The 284-nt window shown below is 54.9% G+C and carries 1 pseudogene; it reads right to left on the reverse strand.

What is annotated here, in order from left to right:
* Positions 1-68: 68 nt before the first annotated feature.
* A pseudogene (locus MD536_RS21560) lies at positions 69-284 on the reverse strand (acetylornithine carbamoyltransferase); the annotation flags it as partial.

Raw genomic sequence — 284 nt, forward strand, 5'->3', positions numbered from 1 at the left:
GTTGCCGCCAATGGCTACTACTGCGATCTTGCGTTTTCCTTCGGTCATATGCATCTCCTCGATTTCCTCTAGCGCATGGTTAGCGCCATGACTGCCTTCTGGGCGTGCATGCGGTTTTCCGCTTCGTCGTATACCACCGAGTTCGGTCCGTCCATTACCCCATCCGTCACCTCGATGTTGCGATCCGCCGGCAGCGGGTGCATATAGATCGCATCTGGTTTGGCTAACGCCATCTTCCGTTCATCCGTGATCCAATGGGCGTATTGATTGATGATCTTGGCGCC

Source organism: Flavihumibacter cheonanensis, assembly GCF_022352215.1.
Lineage (GTDB): Bacteria > Bacteroidota > Bacteroidia > Chitinophagales > Chitinophagaceae > Flavihumibacter > Flavihumibacter cheonanensis.